We start from the raw sequence: 6,473 nt of genomic DNA, 5'->3' as shown, positions 1-6,473 counted from the left end.
TCAGAGCGAACTTGGCATGTGGATGATCTCCCGACTATCCAGACGGAAGATCGTCTCTGACCCGGTGTGTCGGCACCCTCAGCGGCATTGTCAGATCAGACGCATGTCGGCACACAGACTGATGGTAGAAGGACTGAGATGGTCCCTTTCTGTTGGACAGTTTGGCGGCTTGGCTAAGATAGGTTCAGGTCTGTCTCACGCTGCCAATCCGATGTCCTGCCGGGCTGTTCCGTAGGCTTCGTCAGGGGTCTTGCCGCCGTGCGCCGAGTGGGGCCTGACGGAGTTGTAGCAGGCGATCCAGCGCCCGAGCCCGGCGCGCAGCTCCGAGCCGGTCTCGAAGGCGTGCAGGTAGACGCACTCGTACTTGAGGCTGCGCCAGAGGCGCCGTGTGTGGGCGCAGGGGCGCTCGCTTCGGCGAGGGCGAAGTTCTCGGGCTTCGGCGCGCACTCCGCGCGTGACCGGAGGCGGATTTCGCGTGAGGGATCGGCGAATCGGCCATAGGTACGTCCTTGGTCAGGATCAGGCGGCTGGCGCGAGCGCATACGCGCGCCGATAGGCGGGACGCGCAGCGAGGCGGCGCGATAGTCGATGACGGCAGAAGGAAAGCTTCCAGCCTCGCCAAGGAAGTCCGCGAAGCCCAGCGCGTAGGCGACGGACACGTCGGCCAGCGTGAACCGGCTGGCGGCAAGGTAGTCGTTCTCCGCGAGCCGCCGGCTCATCGGCTCGAGCCGGCGGGCGAAGGCTTGAGGCGTGAAGACGTCGTCGAGCGACGCCTTTGCCTGAGCGTACTCGCGCCCCAGCCGGCCCACCACCTCCTCGACGGGGGCCACGCCGTCCACCGCGCCAATGCCCTGGCCACAGCCCCAGATGTCGCGCCAGGCCTTGGCCTTGCTGGCGCCGCCCGAGCCGAGGCTCATCTGGCTGACGTCGCCCTCAGGATCAAGGCCCGCGGCCAGGATAGACGGGCGCAGGTAGTTGCCGTGCACGCCGGTGAACAGGTTGGAATAGACGATGTCCGACGCCGAGCTGTCCACGATCATCTGCTTGTAGCCCTCGGCCGCATTGGCCTCAGCCGTGGCGATGAAGAGCGAGCCGATGTAGGCGAAGTCCGCGCCCAAGGCCTGGGCGGCCAGGATCGCACGGCCGCTGGCGATGGCGCCGGAGAGCGCGATCGGCCCGTCGAACCAGGCTCGCAGCTCCTGAACCAGGGCGAAAGGCGAAAGGCGAAAGCCGGCCGGCGTGGCCGCCCGCGCCCGCAACCACTTTGCGCCCGCTCACCCGCTGTCGCTGGTTACCCTGACGAGCCCCCCTTGAGCGTCTGCAAGAAGCCTTCAGGTAACATGATCCCGGCGTCGTGGGCCTCGAAGCAAGCCGTGACTTCGGCGCTCTTTGGCAGAACCCGCAGTTCCTCGCCTGCCGGCTCATTTCAGCGATGTGGCGGCAGCCCTTATCAGGCTGTGCGCTAAGGACAGGGCCGTGATGGCGCAGGTCGGCGCCAACCAAGACCACGGGCCGCTCAGTCGCCGCTCCTTGTTTCAGCGCGATCCCGAAGGAACTCTCGCTTCCACTCACGATGTAGCCTTGTGCGTTGCTGTGCAGGAAGATCTATCGTCGTCCAGTCAACCTGATGGTCATTCCGGGAAAGGCCCAGCGCGTCAGCAATATGCTCGACGCTTGCTGGTATGTCCGACGTGAGGCGCTCATACGTCATTCGCAATGGCTGGATGCCGTACGCTCCGAAGAACGTTTCCCATGTCGCGTTGACGCGGCGGATGTCGCTGATGTTCTTCTGTATCGCCGCCTTGTCATAGACAAGCTCATCCAGCGGCGCCTCTTCAACGTCACCTTGCCGCCACACGCCGCTTTTCTCTGCAATCGAGAGGGAAACAGCCTGGCTCAACACCTGCTCCCGGGTAAGAAAGACGAACTTCCATTCCGGGATATGTTCGGGAAGTTCTCCGAAAAAGGCCAGCGTGCGCATCATGTGCAGCCCGCCTTTGATGCCGAACGCCGTCGAAACGGGCCGGATAAGATTGCTGATGTATTCATGGAAATCTGCGGTGGAAGCCTCAGGCATGAAATCCTTGAGGCGGCGCGGGTTCAAGAACTCGTCCATGCGCGCGCCGTAAGGCGCAAGGGCTTGGCAGAGCAGCGAACTGCCGGTGCGCGATGAGCAGGCCACGATCAGCTTCGTACCGATCGTGCGGAAGGGCGAAGGCCCCTCGGCCCGATCCATGACCCCGGCCAGGCTATTCTGCGGAGCGAAAGCTCTGGCGTCTCGAGCCTCAGCTTTGGCGGCCTTGCCGACGGGTCTGGATCGCCGCTTTGCTACCGGGGCGACGGGGGTCTCCGGCGAACGGCCAGTGCCCCATGTCTCGTCGAAACGCCGCAGGCCTCCCCCGACCGTGTACTGATAGTTGAGGCCCCACTTCAGCCTGAACTGCTCCAGCCAATCTGGCCGCGCCCGGAGGACCTGATACGGCTCATGACGGTTCTGGTCGTGCAGGCAACGGAAACCCGACCAGTAGGCGAAGCGGGCCGCCGAACCGTTGAGCTTTAACGACAGGAAGAAATCGATGTGCTCGCCGCCGGTCTTGTAACGTTCGTCCCACTGCAGGCCGTGGCTGCGGAACCGTTCAGTGTCGCACAGGCCCCACTGCGAAAGCATGTCGCAAGGATAGAAGGTCTCGTTCTCGAACGAGATGGCTTCGTTGCCCGCGAATTCGGCTGAGATCAAGATGACGCCGCCGCCGGTCTGGTCGATGGCGATATTGCGGCCCCGGTGGCTTGTAAGGCTGGCCCTCGCCTTGGACGGTCTGAACGGCTCATCCAGGTCGCCGCCGACCATGACGAAGTCCGGCATGGCGAGGAGGAACCTCCGTGCGGTCTCAATGGGCAGCGGGCGATCGATGACGAAATCATCGTCGGCCATGATGAAATAGGGCTGCCTCACGACCGCAGTGGCTGCGTTCCTGGCGACGGAGACCCCGGCGTCATAGGGCAGCCGGATATAGGTCGCGCCGAGGTCCGTACAGAACGCCTCCAGGGCCGTCGCGACGTCGGACTGTTCCAGAACGTAGATGGCAAGCTCCGGGTGGTGGTCGTGAGCGGACGAGATCAGCCGCCGGGCGCACTGCGGCCGCTCGATCGTCGTGAAGACGAGCGCGGTATCCGGACCCGTGGTCATGCAGCGCCGGAACGGGCCTTGCCGTCGCCGCCCTCGCCTCGCAATCCATCGTCAGACAAGCAGTAGAACCTCTCGAAGACATCCATGACTTCGCTGACGATCTCGTCGCGAGGGTGGCGATTGTCTTCCTGGAACGGCGCGTCGTAGGCCGACAGCACCATCTCGTAGCTCGGGAAGTAGTGGACGTTGGGTCTCGCCTCGGACATCACCTGATCTATCCCGACACGAAGGATGGCCTTGGAGACGGAGCTTGCGGTTATGCAGGAGATCGGCCGGAAGGTGGCCATCAGCGGCACGGGGGAAAGGGTGAGCACGACCTTCGCGCCCGGTCGGGCGCGAGCGATGATGTCGAGAATGTCTCGGATGTTCCGGCTGTTCTCTTCCACGGTCGAGACCCTGAAGCCGTGGCGCTCCGGGTCGTAGAAGGCCTTCGGTATGGCGCGCCAGAAGGCTTCGCCGGACGGTTTGTCATACCAGATCTCGGAGAGGCCGAGCGTAAGCACGAAGACGTCGGTGGCTTCTATGAGCCGCCGTGTCTGGTCGCGGACCGCGGGCGTGAGATCGGCGATCTCCTTGTCCTTGCTGATCCAGATGTTGGGTGGGAACTGGCGCCCTTCGAACGCCCACTGGAACTGCTGGAGCATGGAGTGCGTGCTGACCATGCCTTCCGCGAAACGGATTATGTGTGTCTGCAGCGTCAGGTCGTTGCCGAGGACCGAGTAGCCCCGGCGCGCAAGATGTTTCGTGACGTTGGCTGCAAAGCAACTGCCGAAGGCCAGGACGCACGATTGCCTGCGGATGAACGGCGCCGGCGGTTCCCAGCCCGCAAGGACGTATCTGTCCAGCGCGAGTGGCTCTTTCAGATCCGCCTTGGACGGGATGAAGTTCGTGTGCTCGCCGCGATACCATGAGCCGTGAAACTGGGCGACGCGTCCGTCCCTCTCGACGTCGATGGCAGGCACCCGCAAGAGCTTGGTCTCCAAACCGTTCGGCCGACGGGCAGGCGAGGATGACAAACTGCCTTTGGCCTCCGGCGCATGAGTTCAGATGATCGGCTATGACGCAAGCGCAGCCAGGGCGCCCACGGACTTGGACAGCCTCTCGCGGCTCAAGGCGAGCCCGTCAGGAGCCGATGGGCCGCCGCCGATGGCGCCCGCGCCGGAGATCGTATCGCCGTCGTTGACCAGGATGTCCTTGGAGCTGACCGCCTCGATCAGGTTGGCGGTGTTGTCGGAGAGGATGATGGAGCCCGTACCGGTGAGGGCGATGTCGTGCTGAGCGAGCGCGCTGGCGAGAGGCGACGGCCACGCCGTGCCGCTTGTGCACGCCGATCCCAGGCAGCGCCGCCTCTTAGATGGGCGCCAGATGGCGAAATCCGGCCGGCGTGTCCGGCGGCGGCGGAGGCTCGCCGCTCTCGTGTTACCGGCTCCGGTCGAAGAGGAGAGCGCGATGTGGAAGTCCATCATCTTAACAGCTGCGCTGCTGCAGGCGTCAGCGGCCGCGGTCGCGGCCCAACCGGTCACCCCGGCCGGGCCGAGCACTCCGCCCGCTGGTGCGGCTCCGTCGTCGGCGCCGAAGGACACGTCATCGCCTGACCCCGTGGTGTGCAGGAGGGTCGACGTGAGCGGATCGGCCTTTTCCCGCCGGGAATGCCACACGGTAAGCGTCTGGAACCGGAGATCCCGGAGCGACTGAGCACAGCGAGGACGCTTCAGGGCTCCCGATCTAAAAGCACGCTCGGTTGCAGGCGACAACGCGCTGGACTCGGTTATGGATCACCACACACCCGCACCTCGCGCCCGGGCGAGACTAGATCACCCGGGGCTGCTAGCGTCAGATCGGTGACGAGTGGGGGATTACACGATGACGGATATCTGCATAAGGCGGTTCCTCGCAGGCTTCGGATCATGGCTGCTCCTGACTGGGCCCATGGCGCAAGCTGCGCCAGCACAGCACGCGCAAGCCGACGCCCAGGCGCTGGACCTGGCCGAGAAGGCCATCGCCCTGCGCTCGGTGGCCGGGCCTGGAAACCAGACGCCGCAGGTTGCCACGCTCTATGGGACGGCCCTGGTGCAGGGCGGCTTCACGCCTTCCGACGTGAGCATCACACCGGTCGGCGACACCGCCTATCTCGTCGCGCGCTGGCCCGGCGCCAACCCTGGCCTGAAGCCGCTCGTGATCTCCGGCCACATGGACGTGGTCGAGGCCAGGCCTGCGGACTGGAAGCGCGATCCGTTCACCCCGGTGGTGGAGAACGGCTACCTGTTCGGCCGCGGCGCCACCGACATGAAGCTGGACGGGACGATCGCCATCGCCTCGCTCATCGAGCTCAAGCGCGAGGGCTATCGCCCCCGCCGCACGATCATCATCGAGTTCTCCGGCGACGAGGAGACGGTGATGAAGACCAGCGCCATCATCGCCGACAAGCTCTCCAACGCCGATCTGGTGCTCAATATTGACGGCGGCGGCGGCTCGCTGAACGAGCAGACCGGCGCGCCCGAATACTTCACCTGGCAGGGGGCGGAGAAGACCTATGCCGACTTCCAGCTCACCGTCACCAATCCCGGCGGCCACTCCTCCGAGCCGCGCAGGCTCAACGCCATCGACGAACTGGCGGCGGCGTTGCTGCGCATCCACGATCACCAGTTCACGCCGGAGCTGAGCCCCCTGACCAGGGCCTACTTCGTCCAGGCGGCCAAGTACGAGGACGCGCAGACGGGCGCGGCGATGAAGGCCTTCGCCGCCGACCCGCGGGACAGCCACGCCATCGCCACCCTGACGGCCAACCCGGCCACGGTGGGCAAGATCGGCACCACGTGCGTGGTGACCCTGGTCAGCGGCGGCCATGCCGAGAACGCCCTGCCCCAGCGGGCCGAGGCCAACATCAACTGCCGCATCTTTCCCGGTCATCCGCGCGCCTCGATCATGGCCGAGCTGCAGAAGGTGGCCGACGATCCTGCCGTGAGCTTCCGGGACGTCACGGAAGGCTCGGTCGCCACCGCCGCCTCGCCCATGCGGCCTGACTTCACGGGCGCTGTGGAGACCGCGATGGCCAGCGTCTATCCGGGCGTGCCGGTCTTCCCCAGCATGGCGTCCGGCGCCAGCGATAGCATGTGGTTCCGATACCACGACGTCCCGAGCTACGGCGCCAGTCCCGTCTTCATCAAGGAGTCGGAAGACTTCAGCCATGGCTTGAACGAAAGAACGCCGATCGCCACCATCCCGCCGTCGGTAGACTACTACCTGGCTCTTCTCCCTATCTTGACCCGGTAGGTCTTACGGCGTC

The 6,473-nt window shown here is 65.1% G+C and carries 4 protein-coding genes and 3 pseudogenes; 1 reads left to right on the top strand and 6 read right to left on the bottom strand.

Annotated features, from left to right (window positions below):
* Positions 1-195: 195 nt before the first annotated feature.
* From HUV06_RS00935 to HUV06_RS00915, 6 genes and pseudogenes are all read right to left on the bottom strand, one after another.
* Positions 196-384, bottom strand: a pseudogene (locus tag HUV06_RS00935) (integrase core domain-containing protein); the annotation flags it as partial.
* A 236-nt stretch (positions 385-620) separates the two neighbouring features.
* Positions 621-731 (bottom strand): annotated as a pseudogene (locus HUV06_RS16555) (glutathione S-transferase C-terminal domain-containing protein); the annotation flags it as partial.
* A gap of 33 nt (positions 732-764) precedes the next feature.
* Positions 765-1,263: pseudogene (locus HUV06_RS16550) on the bottom strand (NAD(P)H-dependent flavin oxidoreductase); the annotation flags it as partial.
* 253 nt (positions 1,264-1,516) lie between these two features.
* Entirely contained in the window at positions 1,517-3,187 is a 1,671-nt protein-coding gene (locus HUV06_RS00925) for a Stf0 family sulfotransferase (protein WP_174299389.1), read from the bottom strand.
* On the bottom strand, positions 3,184-4,149 hold the full coding sequence (locus HUV06_RS00920) for a GSCFA domain-containing protein (RefSeq protein ID WP_174299388.1): 966 nt from the start codon (positions 4,147-4,149) through the stop codon (positions 3,184-3,186). Before HUV06_RS00920 ends, HUV06_RS00925 begins: the two co-directional genes overlap by 4 nt.
* A gap of 93 nt (positions 4,150-4,242) precedes the next feature.
* The gene (locus HUV06_RS00915) at positions 4,243-4,770 is read right to left on the bottom strand and encodes a hypothetical protein (RefSeq protein WP_174299387.1); all 528 of its coding nucleotides are present in this window, start codon (positions 4,768-4,770) and stop codon (positions 4,243-4,245) included.
* Between the two features lie 346 nt (positions 4,771-5,116).
* Between HUV06_RS00915 and HUV06_RS00910 the strand changes: the two genes are divergently transcribed.
* Entirely contained in the window at positions 5,117-6,460 is a 1,344-nt protein-coding gene (locus HUV06_RS00910; RefSeq protein WP_174299386.1) for a M20/M25/M40 family metallo-hydrolase, read from the top strand.
* The last annotated feature ends 13 nt before the right edge of the window (positions 6,461-6,473 follow it).

Source organism: Caulobacter sp. S45, assembly GCF_903642205.1.
Lineage (GTDB): Bacteria > Pseudomonadota > Alphaproteobacteria > Caulobacterales > Caulobacteraceae > CAHJWH01.
This window is presented reverse-complemented; position numbering and strand designations above follow the sequence as displayed.